This window comes from Mycobacterium attenuatum, from assembly GCF_900566085.1.
GTDB classification, from domain to species: domain Bacteria; phylum Actinomycetota; class Actinomycetes; order Mycobacteriales; family Mycobacteriaceae; genus Mycobacterium; species Mycobacterium attenuatum.
Genome location: NZ_UPHT01000170.1, coordinates 53,931 through 71,383, shown reverse-complemented (window position 1 = coordinate 71,383; position 17,453 = coordinate 53,931). Strand labels below are relative to the sequence as shown.

Annotated in this window: 13 protein-coding genes and 2 pseudogenes; 3 read left to right on the top strand and 12 right to left on the bottom strand. The window is 64.9% G+C overall.

Annotated elements, in window-relative coordinates:
• Positions 1-195 precede the first annotated feature (195 nt).
• Positions 196-487 (top strand): annotated as a pseudogene (locus EET13_RS33015) (IS1634 family transposase); the annotation flags it as partial.
• A 197-nt stretch (positions 488-684) separates the two neighbouring features.
• On the opposite strand, the gene EET13_RS27060 reads toward EET13_RS33015, so the two are convergent.
• The 4 genes from EET13_RS27060 to EET13_RS27045 form a co-directional block, all read right to left on the bottom strand.
• The gene (locus EET13_RS27060; protein ID WP_244604136.1) at positions 685-1,821 is read right to left on the bottom strand and encodes a PAS domain-containing protein; all 1,137 of its coding nucleotides are present in this window, start codon (positions 1,819-1,821) and stop codon (positions 685-687) included.
• 116 nt (positions 1,822-1,937) lie between these two features.
• Positions 1,938-2,417, bottom strand: coding sequence for a nucleoside 2-deoxyribosyltransferase (locus EET13_RS27055; protein ID WP_122445126.1), 480 nt, complete (start codon positions 2,415-2,417; stop codon positions 1,938-1,940).
• Positions 2,414-3,766: a GNAT family N-acetyltransferase gene (locus tag EET13_RS27050; RefSeq protein WP_122445125.1), complete on the bottom strand. Its 1,353-nt coding sequence runs from the start codon at positions 3,764-3,766 to the stop codon at positions 2,414-2,416. Before EET13_RS27050 ends, EET13_RS27055 begins: the two co-directional genes overlap by 4 nt.
• 490 nt (positions 3,767-4,256) lie before the next feature.
• Positions 4,257-4,913 carry a hypothetical protein gene (locus EET13_RS27045; RefSeq protein ID WP_136623267.1) on the bottom strand — a complete coding sequence of 219 codons (657 nt, stop codon included), beginning with the start codon at positions 4,911-4,913 and terminating at the stop codon, positions 4,257-4,259.
• A 273-nt stretch (positions 4,914-5,186) separates the two neighbouring features.
• On the opposite strand from EET13_RS27045, the gene EET13_RS27035 reads away from it, so the two are divergent.
• Positions 5,187-6,179, top strand: coding sequence for a stage II sporulation protein M (locus EET13_RS27035; protein ID WP_122445122.1), 993 nt, complete (start codon positions 5,187-5,189; stop codon positions 6,177-6,179).
• Positions 6,180-6,253: 74 nt separating this feature from the next.
• Here EET13_RS27035 and EET13_RS27030 read toward each other — a convergent pair whose 3' ends face one another.
• From EET13_RS27030 to EET13_RS27010, 5 genes and pseudogenes are all read right to left on the bottom strand, one after another.
• Complete coding sequence (locus EET13_RS27030) at positions 6,254-7,576, bottom strand: DUF58 domain-containing protein (RefSeq protein ID WP_122445121.1); 1,323 nt, start codon at positions 7,574-7,576, stop codon at positions 6,254-6,256.
• A pseudogene (locus tag EET13_RS27025) lies at positions 7,576-8,536 on the bottom strand (AAA family ATPase); the annotation flags it as partial. The pseudogene EET13_RS27025 and the gene EET13_RS27030, both read right to left, overlap by 1 nt.
• Before the next feature lie 13 nt (positions 8,537-8,549).
• On the bottom strand, positions 8,550-9,692 hold the full coding sequence (locus EET13_RS27020) for a DUF4350 domain-containing protein (protein ID WP_211189147.1): 1,143 nt from the start codon (positions 9,690-9,692) through the stop codon (positions 8,550-8,552).
• The gene (locus EET13_RS27015) at positions 9,674-10,324 is read right to left on the bottom strand and encodes a DUF4129 domain-containing protein (RefSeq protein WP_122445119.1); all 651 of its coding nucleotides are present in this window, start codon (positions 10,322-10,324) and stop codon (positions 9,674-9,676) included. Before EET13_RS27015 ends, EET13_RS27020 begins: the two co-directional genes overlap by 19 nt.
• Positions 10,325-10,333: 9 nt before the next feature.
• Positions 10,334-11,782 carry a hypothetical protein gene (locus EET13_RS27010; RefSeq protein WP_342211477.1) on the bottom strand — a complete coding sequence of 483 codons (1,449 nt, stop codon included), beginning with the start codon at positions 11,780-11,782 and terminating at the stop codon, positions 10,334-10,336.
• Here EET13_RS27010 and EET13_RS27005 point away from each other — a divergent pair.
• Positions 11,781-12,245 carry a GatB/YqeY domain-containing protein gene (locus EET13_RS27005; RefSeq protein ID WP_122445118.1) on the top strand — a complete coding sequence of 155 codons (465 nt, stop codon included), beginning with the start codon at positions 11,781-11,783 and terminating at the stop codon, positions 12,243-12,245. The genes EET13_RS27010 and EET13_RS27005 overlap by 2 nt on opposite strands.
• Positions 12,246-12,252: 7 nt before the next feature.
• On the opposite strand, the gene nrfD is transcribed toward EET13_RS27005, so the two are convergent.
• The 3 genes from nrfD to fdh are packed head-to-tail and all read right to left on the bottom strand — an operon-like array spanning position 12,253 to position 17,320.
• A complete protein-coding gene (nrfD, locus tag EET13_RS27000; RefSeq protein WP_122445117.1) occupies positions 12,253-13,218 on the bottom strand; it encodes an NrfD/PsrC family molybdoenzyme membrane anchor subunit in 966 nt (321 codons plus the stop codon).
• On the bottom strand, positions 13,215-14,096 hold the full coding sequence (locus tag EET13_RS26995; protein ID WP_122445116.1) for a 4Fe-4S dicluster domain-containing protein: 882 nt from the start codon (positions 14,094-14,096) through the stop codon (positions 13,215-13,217). The genes nrfD and EET13_RS26995 overlap by 4 nt, the downstream gene beginning before the upstream one ends.
• Positions 14,093-17,320: a formate dehydrogenase gene (fdh, locus tag EET13_RS26990; protein ID WP_244604134.1), complete on the bottom strand. Its 3,228-nt coding sequence runs from the start codon at positions 17,318-17,320 to the stop codon at positions 14,093-14,095. Before fdh ends, EET13_RS26995 begins: the two co-directional genes overlap by 4 nt.
• Positions 17,321-17,453 lie beyond the last annotated feature (133 nt).

The window sequence follows — 17,453 nt, the reverse complement described above, 5'->3', positions numbered from 1 at the left end:
GCCCACCCCGGCGACACGGGCAGGCTAAACACACCCCAAGCCCAAAAATAGCTACCGCTCAGCACTTTTCGTGGCTCAGCGCCCCCGAACCCCACCGGCGCGAAAAATCGAGGCTAACGAGTGCACTAAGCCGAACCATCACCCCAGCTCAGCGCATTGCAACCTTGAGAAAATGTCCAAAGTGACCCAACTCAGGTCAAAGGCTATGTCACCAATACCGACGCCGCACACATGTCCACCGACGGATGTGATCGGCAAATACCGCGAGCTTTGGCACGTTGAGTGCTCATTTCGGATGGCCAAGACCGACCTGCCGGCCGATATTCGAGTACCTGTGCGGCTCGATTGAAGCGCACTCAAGCATCGTGTTTACCGCCTTGGCCGTGGCGCACGCCATTCAGGACAAGACTGGGATGATGGCCATCGCCAAGTCGTCAAGCAGCTACGGTCGCTGCGCAGCGCCACCATCGCCATCAACGGCACCACCTAGACCTTCTCCCTGGGGATGCTAGATGCCCAGGCCAAAACCTTGACTCATTTCGGCATGAAACCAGGCATTAACGAAATGACCTAATCCAGGTGGCAACTGCGCATCGGGTCAGATGGCGAGAATGATGAAACGGCGCCAGTGCCCATCAAGATCGCGTCAATGCGTGATATGGCCGGGAAACCTTAGCCACCGTGTCAGCTGCACGCGCCGGCTACCGGGGACCGGTCGATCTCACGAAAGCAAATCAGCACCGAAGATGTTTGGGGGTAATCGGGTTCAAGCAGTTGGATGTTTGCCGATACCCATGTCAGTTTCCCATCGGACGGACGTTCCACGGCGAAGATCGAGCCGCTGTCAATACCCTGCGTTCGGAGGATCTCGATCAGCGCGACCGGGTCGGGGCCGACCGCCCGGCCCTGGTGGTCATAAATGGGAATCTTTACGACTCGGGTGGCCGGGTCATAAAGACAGTCACTGGAATCGATGCCCAGAATCCTCAGTGCCGCGGGGTTCACCAACTCAGCGTCACCGTCAGGGCTCAGCACCACCACGCCCTCGACCAGTGAAGAGATGACGCTTTGGAACATTTGCTCAGCTCGACACCAGACGGATTCGTCGCTGCACACCAGCACAAAACCGCTATCCATCGCGGTCACTGCCACCTGAACGGCCAGGGCCGCCCCGTCGGATGTGCGGTGGGTAGTGTGCAACAGACCGCCGTCAGCGACGACTTCATGGGGGTAAAGCGGCGCACCAACTGCTTCGCTAACCGGCCGCGCTAATGCGTCTGCCGCCGGGCGACGATAAATCGCCTCGGCAGCGGGATTCCAACTGGTGACGATACCGGTGTGGGTGGTTGCGATGACGGCGTCGCTGACATGATTGACAAGAGCTGCCTGGTAGCGCAATGCCTTTTCAGCAGCCTTTTGCCTACTGAGGTCGCGCAGGACCACCAGATACGCGAGATTGCCGTTCCAAACGGTCAACACTGATGTCGCTTCCACCTCCAATGCGTTGCCATCCAAGAGCAGCAAAGTCTCTTGTGCCGGATTTGAGGTGTCCCCAAGCTCGCGCAGAGAACCGATGCGTGCCATCATGTCCGGTACCGATTCGGGGTGCACAAGTTCGGTGATCCGGCGGCCGAGGAGTTCATCTTGCGATGCTGCCGCCAGTGTCTTTGTCCCGGTGGGGTTGACATATACTAGTCGACCGTTTACGTGCACCAATATTACATCGGGACAATGGTCGAGCAGCTGCCGATAATGCTGGTCAAATAGTTGGCGTTGGATGTCCGTATCGTCGGCTGCATAAGTCGTGTTGCAGACCTGCACTTCCAACTCATTGTTATGCGTATCCCGTATCATCTCCCAATCCAGCTTAAATGAATGCTCGCTAATGAGGAAGTGTAGGGTCTAGCGTATCACATCGCCCCCTAGCGCTCGTTGCGTCAGTCCGGTAACAGACGGCTGACAACGAGTCGGCCCAGATCCCTGCCGCTTACGTCAATGCCCAGGTCCCTGTCGATGAATCGTACGTTGGTAACACGGTCCAGCCCGGCGATCATCGAGCTCGAGTCGATCGCGGTGCCGAGAATCAAGATTGGCTTTTGAAGTGCGCTGGCCCAACCGAGTTCGACCGCAACACCGAGCGACGGTGGAATTCCAAGCACCGCAACAACCACGTCGGACGAAACCAGCTCTTTGTGGTCGATCGGAACGCACTCCGCGGGCGCCAATGGCGAAGATCCCCAATCCTCGTTTACCTGCGCGGAGAAATATTCGAAACCCGCGCTTGCGAGGCAAGCGTAGAATTGCTCGAGTTCCTGCCTAAATTTGCGATCGAAGACGCCATCGACATTTAGATAATTGCTAAATGGCGCTGCGACAAAGATCTTCGGACGTTGGACATGCGGATATTCGGCCATCATGCGAATTTGGTGTACTTTCTCGTGCTATTTTTTGCAACGGCGACAGGGTACTTCTCCCGAACCTCCACAAGCTTGTCGAAGCATGACTGCATTAAGTCGATATCGAGGTGCCACGACAGCCGAATCAGGTAGTTGTAGATGTCAGCCAATTCCGCAGCTATGGATCGGACGTCGAGTTCGCGGCGATCAGTGCGAGACTTCCATTGCAGCTCTTGGGCAAGTTCGCCGACTTCCGCCATAAGGCTGATAGCCAGTTCCTGTGGTGTCTCGAATGTGTTCCATTCCCGGTCGCGGATGACCTCTTGCAATTCAAGGTGATAGTCCGGCCATTCGCAGCCAATCAGAGCCCGTGACTCACGACGATTAGTACTCCATTGGCCGATAACCAACTGCTCTGAGTCGACACCGGGGATGAGCGCGTCCAGCCGCCATCCGCGGGCCTGCATGATCCCGACCAGGCCCGGCGAAACTGGAAGGTGAATATACACTCGTCCTTCGGTCTCGATAAATTCGTCGACCTTCTCCAACGCAAGCAATAGCGCGTCGAATGTCGCTTCGTCCTTCCAGAATGCTGTCGAGATCTTGCTCGAACCGCCCTTCTTTGGGCATAAGACGAGCGCGCCGACCAATTCGTCGCCGTGGTAGGCGAGATAAACCACCTTTGGCTTCGATTCCACGTCATACGGAACGCGTCGAGCCGCCGCTTGAATCTGCAAAACCTCATGCCGAATAGCTTCGTTAGAGGCAAACGAAGTCGCTCTGCTAGCGAACTGTTCCCAATGTCTTTCGGTCTCGGCGCGGATTAATGAGATATCCGCGGCATCGGCAGCCAATGCTGAGTTGGTCACCGGTGTAGGAAGTTGGAGAATGAGTTCGCAGTGCCCTTTCAAATACTGATCACGCGAAGACCCCACGACTCGGTAACCTTGACGGGTAAAGAAGTTAACCGCCGGACGGTTATGCTTGTCAATGGTGCAGTAGATATTCCTTACCGTAATATCGGCATCGGATAGCATCCTATCCATGTAGGCAAGGAGGCGACGCCCTACTCCGCGCCGTCGAGCCTCCGGATGTACGATAAGCGGGCTGAGCTTGACTGTGTTCTGGCGCTTTACCGCGTAGTTCAGGAAGCCAATGACGCCGCCGCTTCGCGGACAGCTGGCGACTAGGCCAACCTGTCGTGTCGAATTATAGCCGCGTTCATCCACGTTATCGTTGAGGTACGCCTCCACGAGGCGATTGAAATGAGCAACATGATCACCTCCGTAATAGGGATTCAGCGCATCGACAAACAGAGCCAAGACCGCGCCCGTATGACCGACGCGAAACGGCTCGACAATAATGTCCACCTCACACCTCTGCTCTCACTTCAACATAGCCAGGACATAGCCACGTACTCATGTTTGGAAAATTAGCTAGACGAACGGCCACTGATCTTGCGTGTACGCACTATGCGATGACCGGCTTTCGGACCACACAACGGATAGAGACCCGAACGCCGGCCCCACGCCGCAGCGTCTCAGCGCCGCGCATACGTGCGGATCTGAAGCACTCGCATAGTCTTTCGGCCGCGACGGCGTAAAACATCGGCAAATATGCTTAAATCGGACCTGAGACCTGCGTATGGCCGTGTAAAAGTGCCAGTTCCGTGGTTACTATGCGTCCTGACGAACGTGGCCGGCCGCCGACCGGGGCCGCGTCTCCCAAGGGTCGCCCTGGGCACCTGGGCGTACCGGCACAACCTCATCAATCGGATACTTGCACGTTCGACCCAATACGGGCGCAATTGGCGTCCACGATGATCGTGAGCCACCATCAAGCCGGTTAAGTCACGCGGCGCTAGTTGATATTCTCCAAAGGGTTAGGTCCTTCATCCTCTTCGGGCGGCAAGAACGCGTTCATATTGTGTGTGAAGTCATAGCGGTCTACCGCCATACCATTGACAAAGAGACGCCTATCGTCATCGAAAACTCCTGCCGGGACATCCGCCAGATTGCCAGGAAACTGCGGAGGTTCCTCTGATGAATCGTTATCATAATCACCATACGAAGAGCTCGAATCGTCAGATCCATTGGCGTAGGCGACCGGGAACTCGGGCGGCAGATTATCAGCCGGAACCAGGAATAGATTGGTTCCGTAATTGTTCATTTTCGCGGGCGGCATTGACTCGTCGACGTTATTTGCGGAGCTGATGGAGGTGGCAGCGTCTTCCTCACTGGTCAGATTGTTGTTGCTGCTGCAGGTATCGAGCTTGAATCTGTTATGCCCACTCAATCTGACGGTAAGTCGACCTACGCTGACCATGCGATCGTGGGCGTTGATGGGTTTATCAATGGCTCCGGCAACTCCGCTGGCTAGCGCTAAAGAGCCCAACGCGGCGGCAGCCGCACATTTGCGCCGCCGCGAGCTGGCAAGCCGGGCTTTCGCACGGGTCAAATCAATTTCGGCGGCGCTGCGGCTGCTTTCGGACATCACGGCGCGCCGCAATGGAGACATGCTCAAGAATCTCCTTTACTGAGGTGTCGAGAGCTTGGGAAAATTCCATGCCGACGTCGACGGAACATCGCGGGCATTAAGCAACGCCTCTTTCATCCGTACGCACCGCGGCTATGCGCCAGAGATCTACCATTCATGGTTGTCCACAGCTCACGGCGTTCGGTAACGACCTCACCCATTGTGCCTGCTCGCGAGCACTGTATCAGCTACCGCTCTTTGTCGCGGGGACACCATCACCGATTCCAGCTGCGGCCGCGGTACTACGCTACCCAGGTGGACGTCGACGCGTTCTTGCTGACTCACCGCGGCACCTGGGATCGCCTCGATCAGTTGGTCAAAAAACGTCGCTCGTTGACCGGCGCCGAGATCGACGAGCTCGTCGAGCTGTACCAGCGCGTTTCCACGCACCTGTCGATGCTGCGGTCGGTGTCGTCGGATCCGCTGCTGATCGGACGGCTGTCAAGCCTGGTCGCCCGGGCGCGGGCCGCGGTCACCGGTGCGCACGCGCCGCTGACCAGCACCTTCGTCCGGTTCTGGACGCTGTCGTTCCCGGTGGTCGCCTATCGGGCCTGGCGGTGGTGGTTGGCGACGGCGGTGGCGTTCTTCGCCGTGGTGGTGCTCATCGCTTTCTGGGTGGCCGGCAGTGCGGAGGTGCAGTCGGTCATCGGAACTCCCACTGAGATCAACGAATTGGTCAATCACGACGTGGCGTCGTATTACAGCGAGCACCCGGCAACCGCGTTTGCGCTGCAGGTCTGGGTGAACAATTCCTGGGTGGCCGCCAAGTGCATCGCGATGTCGGTGGTGCTGGGCCTGCCGATACCGTTGGTGCTCTTTCAGAACGCGGCCAACGTGGGAGTGATCGCCGGCTTGATGTTCGCGGCCGGCCGCGGTGGCCTGCTGCTGGGCCTGCTGATTCCGCACGGGCTGCTCGAGCTGACGGCGGTGTTCCTCGCCGCCGCAACCGGGATGCGGCTTGGTTGGTCGGTGATCGCGCCCGGTGACCGGCCGCGCGGACAGGTGCTGGCCGAGCAAGGCCGCGGTGTGGTGTCGGTGGCCGTGGGCCTGGTCGGGGTGTTGCTGGTCTCCGGGCTGATCGAAGCGATGGTGACACCGTCACCGTTGCCGACCTTCGTACGCATCGCCATCGGCCTCATCGCCGAGGCCGCGTTCGTTTCCTACATCTTCTACTTCGGCCGTCGCGCCGCCAAGGCCGGGGAGACCGGCGACATCGAGGACGCTCCGGACGTGGTGCCCACCAGCTGATCCCGGCCCGCGACGGTCGGTCTGGCGACGCGACACACCGCGCGGGCGTTGCGCCGTTCACCTTCGCGGCCGAACTACAGCCGGCCTGTCGCCTTCATCGCCAAATACCGATCAGCAAGCGCCGGCGCGATGTCGGAGGGTGGCGCGTCGACGACGTCCACGCCGCTGTGGCGTAGCCGTGACGCGATGGCGCGACGGTCGTTTCGGGCGCGTTCGGCGGCCGCGGCGTCGTATACCGCTGCCGCGTCGGAACGCCCGATGGCCAGTTGGTCGACGCGCGGGTCGCCGACGGCGGCCACCACCACATGGTGTTTGGCCGACAACTGCGGCAGCACGGGCAGCAGCCCTTCGTCCAGGGCGGTGGCGTTGAGGTCGGTCAGCAGCACCACCAGCGACCGGCGCCGGGTGCGCCGCAGAATCGTGGACACCATTGCATACCAGTCTGATTCGACGAGCGCCGGTTGCAGCGGTGCCATCGCGTCCACCAGTTGGGCCAGCAGTTCGGTGCGGGACGCTCCGAACACGGCCGCGCGGCTCACCCGGTCGTGGGCCAGGAAGTCGACGTGGTCACCGGCCCGCGACGCCAGTGCCGCCAGGAGCAGCGCGGCGTCCATCGCCCAGTCTAGCCGCGGCCACCCGGCGGGATCGGCGGCAGTCGGGTCGACACCGACGCGCCCCGCAGCCATCCGTCCGGTGTCGAGCACTAGAACCACGCGCCGGTCGCGTTCGGGCCGCCAGGTGCGCACCATCACGTCGGAGCGACGGGCCGTGGCCCGCCAGTCGATCGAACGGACGTCATCACCGACGACATATTCACGCAGCGAGTCGAATTCGGTGCCCTGACCGCGGATCAGCGTCGGCAACAACCCGTCGATCTCGCGCAGTTTGGCCAGCCGCGACGGCAGGTGCTTGCGTGACAGAAACGGCGGCAGCACCCGGACCTTACCGGTCACCGGCTGCGAACTCTGCCGGCCCGCCAGGCCCAGCGGCCCGAACGACCTGGCGGTGACCACGGCCGCGCGCTGGTCTCCGCGGCGAACCGGCCGCAGCTGGGATGTCACCTGCTGGTGCTCGCCGCGGCCGATGTCGACCGGATGGCTGCGCGGCTCGGCGCGGGCGCTGGGCGGCCAGGCGTCGCGCACCCGGCCGCGGAACCGGCGGTGGCCGTCATTGTGGATGGACAAGCCCGCGGCTGCGGGCTGACCCAGTCGGATCGAGCTGTCCGGGGACCGGGTGAAGCGCAACTTGCGGGTGCTGGCCGCCAACAGCATGTCGATGACCACGGCTGTCGCCAACACCGTCAGCAAGATGACGAAAGCCTTTGCCGGCCAGGGAGACAGCGCAATCGGCAGAACGCAGATCAACGCCAGTAGTCCGGTGCGTCCGGTCAGGATCACTAGCGGGGCACCGGAACCGAGGCCAGTATTCCGTCCAGGACGCCGTCGGGCGTGGCGCCTTCGAGCTCGGCTTCCGGACGCAACATAATCCGGTGCCGCAGGGTGGGGCGGGCCATGGCCTTCACGTCGTCGGGGGTGACGTAGTTGCGCCCGGACAACCACGCCCACGAGCGGGCGGTGCCCAGCAGCGCGGTCGCCCCGCGGGGTGACACGCCGAGCTGCAGTGCGGGGGAGGCTCGGGTGGCTCCGACGATGTCGACGATGTAGCCCAATACCTCGTCGGCAATCAGCACCTGGCGAACGGCGTCGCGTCCGGCGGCCAGCTCGGCAGAGCCGGCCACCGGCTTGATCGCCGAGAGATCGCGCGGGTCGAAGCCGTGGGCGTGCCGGCCCAAAATGGCGATCTCGGAGTCGCGCGGCGGCAGGGTGACGTTGAGCTTCAGCAGGAAACGGTCGAGCTGGGCCTCGGGCAGCTGATAGGTGCCTTCGTATTCGATTGGATTCTGCGTGGCCGCGACGATGAACGGGTCCGGCAGCAGCTTCGCCTGGCCTTCGACGCTGACCTGGCGCTCCTCCATGGCCTCGAGCAGCGCGGCCTGCGTCTTGGGCGGGGTGCGGTTGATCTCGTCGGCAAGCAGCAGATTGGTGAACACCGGGCCGGGCCGGAAGGTGAACTGGGCGGTGTGTGAGTCGTAGACCAGCGATCCGGTGACATCGCCGGGCATCAGGTCGGGAGTGAACTGCACCCTTTTGAACTCCAGTTGCAACGCGGCGGCCATGGCCCGGACCATCAGCGTCTTCGCCACTCCCGGAACGCCTTCCAAGAGCACGTGGCCGCGGCACAGTAGCGCGATCACCAGGCCGCTGATCACGCCGTCCTGTCCGACGACGGCCTTGCCGATCTCGGCGCGTAACCCCAGCAATGCTTCGCGTGCGGAGTCCGCAGACGCGGTTTGGGTGGGAGCGGGTTGCGTCACGAGTGGGTGACCTGCCTTTCGATGTCGTCGAGTGCGCGGGCGAGGTGTAGTAGATCCTGGTCGGTGGCCGGTGGCGGGCCGTAGAGGTGGTATCGAACGAACTCCGGGTCGGCCCCGGTGCGGCGTGCCACGGTCAGCACCACCGCGGGCGGGTCGGTGCCCGGGCTGATACCGAGTCGTGGCAGCAGCCGCTGCAGCGTGGCGGTGCGCAGCGCGTCGGCGGCGCGATCGCGGGCCCGCCGGGACCGGTACAGCCGGCCACGGCCCTCGACCGTCTCCGATGCGCGGACCACCACGGGCATCTCTTCGGCCACCAGGGGGCCCAGCCGGCGGCCCTTCCAGAGCGCCACCAACAGGACCGCCAGCCACAGCTGCCAGATGATCCATGACACGTTGTCCGGGATGAGGTCGGAAAGCGATCCGGGCTCCGATGTTTCACCCTCGACACGATGCGGCGCATACCAGATGACCCGTGGCCGGTCGCCCGCGAGGTTCATCGCCAGCGCGGCGTTGCCCTCTTCGAGCAGACCCCCGTTGGTCATGAAGTTGCTACTGCCCACCACCGTGACGGTTCGCCCGGCATCGCGGTAGCGGACCAGTGCCCCGCCGTAACAGCTGATGACCTCCAGGTCATCCTTGGGCTGGTAAGCATCGCTGGGTCCGAAATGCACTTTGCCGGCCCGATCAGCTTCTCGCAGAAGGCATTTCGGCTGGGATGCGAATTCCTCAGCCGCCGTGATGCGCAGCTTCGGAGTGAGTGCTCTACGGGCTCGTGCGGTGGGTTCGACCAGGAGAAGGTCGCCGGGAGCCCGCGCCAGCCGCTCCAAGAGGGAACTGTCGGTCAGGTACTGCGTCTGTGCCATCAGCAGCAGCGTGTCGGCGCGCGCCGCGCCCTCGACGTCGGCGACGGTATTGGCGATCACGACTTCGACGCCGTCTTCGCGCAGCAAGGTGACCAACGCGTGGGCGCCGGACGGGCCGGTGGCCGCGGGATCCATCATGCCGCCGGGCCGCGGCGCCGTCAGGTAGGTGCCGATGGCGGCGACGAGGATGATGGCCGTCAGCGCGAGTGCGATGCCTCGCCATGGCCGCCGTCGCCGGGCCACATCGGGTGTCGTCGTCACCGGACCTGCGCCCAGGAGTCGTGTGGGGCAGGCTTATCCACCGCCGGCGGGGCGCCGGCACGGGATCTCAAGTGGTCGTCGAGATCGGCGATCAACTGGTAGGCCGCCGGGGTTCCGGGCCGCTCACCATAGGTGACGTCGTTGAATGCCGTTGCCGCCCGGGCCAATTCGCCCGTCAGATGCGGGAGGGCCGCGCCCGCATCATTGGCCAGCTCGTTGGCGGTCCGCCCCGGAGCCGCGTTGAGCACACCGGTCTCTTCCAGCTGGCGAGCGACCGCGCGTAGCCGGTGCCGGATAGCTGCTGCCCAATTGCCTTGGGCTGCAAATGCTTCGGCTGTGGTCCGGTGCTGGGCGGCGGTGAGTTGACCGGCTTCGAAGAGTTGGTAGTCACTGCCCCGGTTGGTCCGCATCGTGCGGCGCGCGATGTGCACGGCGACGATCACGGCGATCACCGCCAGGATCAACACCACTGTCAGGGTGAACCAGCCGCCGGACACCGAAGCGCCCTTCTCCAGCAGCCGGTACAACTGCTCATTGATCCAGTCGTTGAAAGCCTTCGACAGCGACTCCTTGGGGTAGATCGGTTTGTCGAGCTCGCGCTGTGCGGCCTGGTGGGCGGCATCGCGATCGATGTCGATGGAAGGCATCGTCAGTCCTCAGTAAGGCCGCGTGAGCCACAGGTTGTCGGTGGACTCCACGGCCGCGGGCCCACCGGCGGCACCGGTCTGCAGGACCAGGTCGAAGGCCTCGGCGCGCATGCGCCGATCGGCGTACAACAGCACCACCACCCCGGCGGTGAACGGCGCGGTGATGATCTGGCTGATCGCTGAGCCGACGGCCGACAGCGTCGTGCCGATGAGCAACATAGCGATGGATCCCTCCGTCGCGGTGACGCCGAGCAGGATCTGGCTGGCGATGCTGAAGGGAGCCGCGACGGCACCGCCCACCATGCCCACCACCAAAGCCGTCAGCATCCGGATGCCCAGCACCCGCCAGAAGCCACCGCGGACCAGACGAAACGATCTGGTGACCGCGTCGACCAGCGGCAGTCGCTCCAGCACGATCAGCACCGGCGCGAACATCAACATGGTGTACAGGTAGGCCAGCAGCAATCCGACCAGCAGCAGCAGCGGCACGCCGAGCAGGACCGCCGCCGCGCCGTTTGCTGCGGCCGCGACCCCGACCAGGATGACGACCACCAGGCCCAGAAGCGCCACCATCCCGGCGGCTTCCAGCAGCGCCAGCCCGATCAGGGCCAGCACGCGCCCGCGGACCCGGGTCCACGCTTCGCCGATGGTGATGGGAGACCCGAACACCGCGCGCCCGATGACGACGGTGAGGATTCCGCTCAGCAGCATGCCGCCCAGCCATGTGACCAGCCCGCTGGCCGCCGCCGACCCCATCCAGGCGCCGAAGACGCCAACGCTCAGTTCCTCGGAGGGCTGGGTGTTCAGCCGGTTGACGGCTGTCAACGGGCCTATGGTGGCGGCCAGCGTGATCACTTGCATGATGACCACGACGATGGCGGTCAGGCCCAGCGTCGCCTTCGGATTGGCGCGGATGTAGCCGACCGCGCCGTTGTAGATGTCGCTCAAGGTCAACGGCCGCAGCGGGATGATCCCGGGCTTGACCGCCCCGGGGACCAGCGGCGGCCCGTATGGGGCGCCCGGCCCGGAGCCGGGCGGCGGGCCGTAACCCGGCCCCGGCGGGCCGTAGCCGGGCGGCGGGCCGTAGCCCGGCAGGCCGTAACCCGGCCCCGGCAGGCCGTAACCCGGCCCCGGCGTGCTATAGCCGGGCGGCGGGCCGTAGCCGGGCGGCGCACCGTACCCCGGCGGCATGGCGCCGTAGCCCGAAGCCGGTTCGACCGGTGCGGGGTAGCCGGCTCCCAACGGTGGATACCCGACCGGTGCATAGCCGGGGTTCTCCGCCGGCGGGTCAACCGGATAACTTGGCGGCAGCGTGCTCACCGGATGTGGCGGCTGTCGTCGTTGATCATGGGCTCCATCCTGTCGGCGGTCGGCGCATTTCTCAATGTAGGGATGACTTCCGATCTTGGTGTCGGGTTCAGCAGCCTCCGAAGGGAACGCGCGTACCGTCTCTGCCATGGCGGAACTCAAATCGCGGCTTCGGGCCGACCTGACCGAAGCGATGAAAACGCAGGACAAGTTGCGAACGGCGACCTTACGCATGGTGCTGGCCGCGATCCAGACCGAGGAAGTATCCGGCAAACAGGCCAAAGAGCTCTCCGATGACGAGGTGCTCAAGGTGCTGGCCAGAGAATCCCGCAAGCGTGGCGAGGCGGCCGAGATCTACACCCAGAACGGGCGTGGCGAGCTGGCGGCCAACGAGCACGCCGAAGCCCGGATCATCGATGAGTATCTGCCCACGCCGCTTACCGAGGCAGAATTGGCCGATGTCGCCGACACCGCCATCGCGCAGGTGGCCGAAAACCTCGGGCATCGGCCCACCATGAAGCAGATGGGCCTGGTCATGAAGGTGGCCACGGAGATCGCCGACGGCAAGGCCGACGGGGCACGCCTGTCCACGGCGGTCAAAGAGCGGCTGTAGGCCGCGCTCAGGTCAATCTCGCGGCAGAGTCCAGCCGTTCGCGCTGGGGAACCACGACGTATTTCGGGTCGCGGGTGGACTCCACCCCGGCCTCGAACACACCAAACCGCTGCAGCGCGCTGCCGGTGAGCAGTGCCAGCCCGGACAGCATCGCCGCGAGGCGGCTCCGGCGGGCGGCCACCGTGCCCAGCGCCCCGCCGACCGTCAGGTACTCCGCCCACTTGCGCAGCCGGTGCGGCTTTCCTGTCGTGTACGCCTCGGCGGCCAGGCCCAGCCGTTGCTCCAGCAGCCGCGACGCCGCAACCTCCAGCCCGGCGCCCACCACGGCGAGCCGTCGCGCCGGAGCGGCCTGGGCCACGGGCGCCAGCACCATGCCCCAGCCGCCGCCGCTGGCCGCGGCCGAGCCGGTGAACACGAACGGCAGATAGGGGTGGGCCTCGTGCCAGGCCGGGACGGCGGTCTGCGACAGCAAGACCGCGGTGTAGGAGGCGACCCCGGGTGCGACGGCCGCGGCGGACAACCCCGCGGGCCGGGCTAGCAAAGCCAGCAGCCTGCCTGCCCACGTACTCCGCAGCGCTGGCGGTATGAGCTCGGCAACCCCGGCCAGCCCGGCGCCAGGCCCGTAGGCGGTCAGAATCCAGGTGCCCACGCTCATCGGCGAACTCGGCTTGGCCACCCGCAGCATGTGGTGGAACCGCTCCGGACGGCCGAGGTCGGCAACCAGGAAATACATGCTGGCCAGAATGCTGGCCAGCGCCCCGACCCGGCTCACCCGGCACAGTTGCGGCCGCCCGGTCAGATCGGCACCGGCGGCCAGCAACGCCGAACCCGCCGACAGGCCGCCGGAGAACAGGTACGCCGCGATCTTCCACTCCCACACCGGCGGTTTGAGCACCGGACGCCCGTAATAGGAGCGGAACTCCGCTCGGGGCACGGCAAGCTGTTCCCGGCCGCCGGCCGCCCGCCGGGTCATCGCCGGGTCCCGGCAAAAGCCGACACCGCAGCCGCCACCAGGGCTGTCGCGGCCATTCCCGCGTAGCGCCACATGGCCGGCAAGTCCCGGGTGGGCACCACCGGATCTGGCGGCAAGCCGTAGACCTCCGGCTCGTCCAGCAGCAGGAAGAACGCGCCGTCGCCGCCCACTCCGTCGTCGGGATCGTGACCATACAGCCGCGCCTGGGTCACCCCGCGCTCGTGCAACTGCTCGACGCGCCGCGCGGCGCGCTCTCGCAATTCGTCGAGCGGACCGAACTGGATAGAGTCGGTGGGGCAGGCCTTCGCGCACGCCGGCTCCAGCCCGTCGTGCAGCCGGTCGTAGCACAGCGTGCACTTCCACGCCCGGCCGTCGCCCTCGCGTCGGTCGATCACCCCGTACGGGCAGCCGGACACGCAATACCCGCAGCCGTTGCAAATGTCTTGCTGCACAACGACCGTACCGAACTCGGTGCGGAACAACGCACCCGTCGGGCACACGTCCAGACACCCGGCATGCGTGCAGTGCTTACACACATCGGAGCTCATCAGCCAGCGAAAATCGCTGCGCGACTCCGGATCCGCCACGGCCCCGGGCCGCTCGAACTTCGGGATGCCGAGATCGGTAGGCGGCTGCTCGATGAACGCGACGTGCCGCCAGGTGTTGGCGCTGAGCATGCCGGTGTTGTCGAACGACATGCCTAGCAGGTTGAAGCCGTCGTCGGGCACCCGGTTCCACTCCTTGCAGGCCACCTCGCACGCCTTGCAGCCGATGCATACCGACGTGTCGGTGAAGAAGCCGACCCGCGGTGGGTGGCCCTCATGTCCGGCATCGCCGGCCGGATCGCTGAGCGGACCATAGAAACTGTTGTGGCTCACGGGTTTACCTCGCCATGGGTGTCCAGTTGGGTGCCGGTCTGCGGGGTGATGCCGGCGCGGCTGCGGTAGTCGGCGATGTATGCCAGCAGCGCCGGTCCGCGGGGCCGCCTTCCGGGTCGTACGTCGCAGGTACAGACCTTGCTCTCCTGGATGAAGACGTTGGGGTCCAGCACCACACCGAGCAGGTCGTTGACGACGTCGCCGTCGACCAGGCCGGTGTAACCAAAGTGGTACGGCATCCAAATCTGTTGCACCACAAGGTCTTCAATGCGAAGCGGCTTCATCCGTTCGGTCACCAGCACCCGCGCGTCCACCGCGGTGCGGCTGGTGATCACGTGCGCCCAGTCCAGATGCGTCAGCCCCCGGATGCGCGCCAATTCCGGTGCCACCTCGACGAACAGCGCCGGCTGCAGTTCCGACAGGTAGGGCAGCTGCCGGCTCATTCCGCCCGCCGTGTGATGCTCGGTAAGCCGCGCTGCGGTGAACACGAACGGGAACACCTCGCCGTGGGCCTCCGGCGGCGCCGGGTTGGACGGATTGTCGTTGCGGCCGTAGACGACTCGCGTCGGGTTGCCCTGCTGCTGGTACAGCGCGTTGCGCACCGGCGACTCGTGGGGCTCGTAGTGCGTGGGCAGCGGACCGTCGGCCAGGCCGTTGGGGGCGAACAGCCAGGCTTTGCCGTCGGCCTGCATGACGAACGCGTCGTCACCGCGCAGCGCCTCGACACCCACCGCGCCGTCCGGCGGGCGGTAGTCCGGCGGTTTGTGCTTTTCGAAATCGGGCACGTCGTGGCCGGTCCACTCGCCCTTCTCCGGATCCCACCAGACCAGCTTCTTGCGCTCGCTCCACGGCCGGCCCGCGGGGTCGGCCGACGCCCGGTTGTAGAGCACCCGTCGGTTCAGCGGCCACGTCCAGCCCCACTCGTTTTCGTACGGGCACTGCTGGTCGTGTGGCGTGCGACGGGCCGCCTGGTTGACCTCGTCGGCGTACACGCCGCTGTAGATCCAGCAGCCGCAGGAGGTGCTGCCGTCGGCCTTCAACTCCGGGTAGCCGCTAACCGCCCGGCCAGTGGTCAGGTCGATGCCGTTGATGCGGCGCAACACGTCCTCGCCCGAGGGTTCGTCATCTTCCATGGCGTAGTCCCAGGCCAGTTCGAGCAGCGGCCGGTCACGCTCGTCGGTTGAGGCGCTCAGCTTTTCGCGCAGTATGCGGCCCAGGTGGTAGAAGAACCACAACTCCGAGCGGGCGTCGCCGGGTGGGTCGACGGCCTTCTCCCGCCACTGCAGCATCCGCTGGGTCTGGGTGAACGTGCCGGCCTTCTCGACGTGGGAGGCCGCCGGGAAGAAGAACACCTCGGTGCGGCAGGTCTGCGGCGAGATCTCCCCGGTCTCGACCTCCGGGCCGTCCTTCCAGAAGGTGGCGCTTTCGATCATGACCAGGTCGCGCACCACCAGCCAATCCAGGTTGGCCATGCCGAGGCGTTGCAGCCGCCCGTGCGCCGATCCAACGGCCGGGTTCTGGCCGAGCAGGAAGTAACCGAACACCGCGCCGTCGACCATGTCCATGACCGTGCGATAGGTGCTGTGGTCGCCGTTGATGCGCGGCAGGTAGTCGAAGCAGTAGTCGTTGTCGGCGGTGGCGTGCTCGCCCCAGTACTCCTTGAGCAGCGAGACCATGTAGGCATCGGCGTTGTGCCAGAAGCCCTTCTGGTTCTGGCTCATGATCCGGTCGAGGTAGTCGGCCAGGGTGTCCTGGCCGGCCTGCGGCATGGCTAGGTAACCGGGTAGCAGGTTGAACAGTGTCGGCACATCCGTGGAGCCCTGGATGCTGGCATGACCGCGCAGCGCGAAGATTCCGCCGCCGGGGCGGCCGATGTTACCCAGCAGCAGCTGGATGATCGAGCCGGCGCGAATGAACTGCGCACCCATCGAGTGCTGCGTCCAGCCGACGCTGTACACCAGCGCCGTGGTGCGCTCCCGGCCGGAATTCTCCGCCCACGCCCGCGCGACCTGTAGGAAGGTGTCGGCCGGCACGCCGCAGACCCGCTCCACCATCTCCGGGGTGTAGCGGGCGTAGTGCCGCTTGAGGATCTGGTAGACGCAGCGCGGATGCTGCAGCGTCGGGTCGGCCGGGATCGGACCCGCACCGCCCTCGACCGCTGGCCCGCCGGAACCGAGGTGATCCGGCGCCACCCGTTCGGCGGCCTGCGTTGCCTCGTAGTGCCAACTTGCCGGGTCATACGAGGCCGAGCCGGGGTCATAGCCGCTGAACAGACCGTCGAGATCCTCAGTGTCGCGGTAGTTTTCGTCGACCAGGAACGAGGCGTTGGTGTAGGCGGTGACGTACTCGCGAAAATCCAGGCCGTTGGAAAGAATGTAGTTGATCACCCCACCGAGAAATGCGATGTCACTGCCGGCGCGCAACGCCACATGGCGGTCGGCCAGGGCGCTGGTGCGGGTGAACCGCGGGTCGATGTGGACGACCCCGGTGCCGCGAGTCTTGGCCTCGATCACCCATTGGAACCCGACCGGATGGGCCTCGGCCATGTTCGAGCCCATGATGACGATGAAGTCGGAATTGACCAGATCCTGCTGATAGTCCGTCGCTCCGCCGCGACCGAAGGAGGCTCCCAGACCGGGAACCGTGGCGCTGTGTCAAATACGGGCCTGGTTCTCGATCTGCAGCGCCCCCAGGGCGGTGAACAGCTTCTTGATCAGATAGTTCTCTTCGTTGTCCAGAGTCGCTCCGCCGAGGCTGGCGATGCCCATGGTGCGACGCAAGGTGTTGCGGTCGGCGTCGAAGTCCTGCCAGCCCTTGCGTCGGGCGTCGAGCACCCGGTCGGCGACCATGTCCATCGCGGTGTCCAGGTCGAGTTCCTGCCAGTCGGTGGCGTACGGCGCGCGGTAGCGCACCGTGGTTTCCCGCTGCGGCCCGGTGACCAGTTGGGTGCTCGCAGATCCTTTGGGGCACAAGCGCCCCCGAGAAATAGGACTGTCCGGGTTGCCCTCGATCTGGATGACCTTCTCGTCCTTGACGTAGACCTTTTGCGCGCAGCCCACCGCGCAGAACGGGCAGACGGAGTGGGCTACGTGGTCAGCCGCGGCGGTGCGCGGTTGCAGCCCGGCCGAGCGAGCCGACTGTGCGGCCTTGCCGCGGCCCAGCGGGTCGGACCCGGTGAGCTGACGGTAGACCGGCCACGACTGGATCAGCTTCCCGAAATCCATGCGACATCCTCTCGTCAAGCGCGTCTCGACCTCCCGGCCCGTCTACAGATCAAACCACTGCAGGCCCCCCACCGCCGAATGCGATGTCGGCCTCCAGGACAGAACAGCGTCTGCGCGTCCCAGTCGTCGGCCT

Coding starts and splice junctions, on each gene's coding strand:
- EET13_RS27055 (WP_122445126.1), bottom strand. CDS start 2,417: ATGATGGCCGAATATCCGCATGTCCAACGTCCGAAGATCTTTGTCGCA.
- EET13_RS27045 (WP_136623267.1), bottom strand. CDS start 4,913: ATGTCTCCATTGCGGCGCGCCGTGATGTCCGAAAGCAGCCGCAGCGCC.
- EET13_RS27015 (WP_122445119.1), bottom strand. CDS start 10,324: ATGCCTTCCATCGACATCGATCGCGATGCCGCCCACCAGGCCGCACAG.
- EET13_RS27005 (WP_122445118.1), top strand. CDS start 11,781: ATGGCGGAACTCAAATCGCGGCTTCGGGCCGACCTGACCGAAGCGATG.
- EET13_RS27010 (WP_342211477.1), bottom strand. CDS start 11,782: ATGGCAGAGACGGTACGCGCGTTCCCTTCGGAGGCTGCTGAACCCGAC.
- nrfD (WP_122445117.1), bottom strand. CDS start 13,218: ATGACCCGGCGGGCGGCCGGCGGCCGGGAACAGCTTGCCGTGCCCCGA.